At 71.7% G+C, this 1296-nt stretch carries 1 protein-coding gene; it reads left to right on the top strand.

What is annotated here, in order from left to right; all coding sequences use genetic code 11:
• A partial coding sequence (locus AX018_RS24455; protein ID WP_146749467.1) for a condensation domain-containing protein occupies positions 1 to 1296 on the top strand: 1296 nt, incomplete at both ends.

The following is a 1296-nucleotide window of genomic DNA, read 5'->3' as shown; positions in this document are numbered from 1 at the left end:
ACGCAGTGCCGGGTGCTGGACGGGGAGATGAACGAGGTGCCGCAGGGGGTGGCCGGGGAGCTGTACCTGGGGGGAGCGGGGCTGGCGCGGGGGTACGCGCGCAGGCCGGGGTTGACGGCAGAGAGGTTCGTGGCCGATGCATTCACACCCGGGCAGCGGCTGTACCGCACGGGGGATCTGGTGCGCTGGAGGGAGGACGGGCAGCTGGAATACCTGGGGAGGCTGGACCAGCAGGTGAAGATCCGCGGGCTGCGCATAGAGCTGGGGGAGATAGAGGCGGTGCTGCTGGAGCAGCGGGGGGTGGAGCAGGCGGTGGTGGTGGCGCAGGCGGGGACAGGAGGAGAAGGGACAGGTGCAGGCACGGGAGCGAGGCTGGTGGCATACGTGGCGCCGGCGGGGCTGGACGGGCAGGAGTTGAGGCGTGCGCTGGAGGGCAGGCTGCCGGAGTACATGGTGCCGTGGGTGGTGCAGGTGCTGGATGAGCTGCCGCTGAATGCGAACGGAAAGATAGACCGCAAGGCGCTGCCGGCGGTGCAGGGGCAGGTGCCGGGGGGGTATGAGGCGCCGCGAGGGGAGGTGGAAGAGGCGCTGGCGGGGATCTGGGCGCAGGTGCTGGGGCTGGAGCGGGTGGGGCGCAGCGAGAACTTCTTCGAGCTGGGGGGAGACTCGATCCTGAGCCTGCAGATCGTGGCGAGGCTGAGGGCGGCGGGCTGGAGGGTGACGCCGCGGCAGATGTTCGAGCGGCAGACGGTGGAGCAGCTGGCGGGGGTGGCGCAGGCGGTGGCGGCCGAGGCGGCGGAGGTGGGCCGCAGGGTCTCGCAGAGGGAAGGAGAGGTGCCGCTGCTGCCGATCCAGGCGGAGTTCTTCGGGCAGGCGATGGGCAGGAGGAGCCACTGGAACCAGGCGGTGCTGCTGCGGCCGGAGCAGGCGCTGCAGGAGGGGGCGCTGGAGAGGGCGGTGGATGCGGTGCTGGGCCGGCACGATGCGCTGAGGCTGCGCTTCGAGGAGCGTGCGGGGAGCGAAGGGGAAGGGGGAGTGCGGCAGTACTACGGGGAGAGGGACAGGGCGAGCGAGGTGGTGTGGAGGCGGGAGGCGCGGGATGCGCAGGAGCTGCAGGAATGGTGCGAGCAGGCGCAAAGGAGCCTGGACCTGGAGCGGGGGCCGCTGATGCGGGTGGTGCACGCGCGGCTGGGGGATGGGCAGGAGCGGGTGCTGGTGGTGATCCATCACCTGGCGGTGGACGGGGTGTCGTGGAGGGTGCTGCTGGAGGAGCTGCAGCAGGCGTACGGGCAGGCG

It is taken from the genome of Paracidovorax anthurii, from assembly GCF_003269065.1.
In the GTDB taxonomy this organism is placed as follows: domain Bacteria; phylum Pseudomonadota; class Gammaproteobacteria; order Burkholderiales; family Burkholderiaceae_C; genus Paracidovorax; species Paracidovorax anthurii.
Note: the sequence above shows the minus strand (reverse complement) of the source record. Positions and strands in the feature narration are given on the sequence as shown.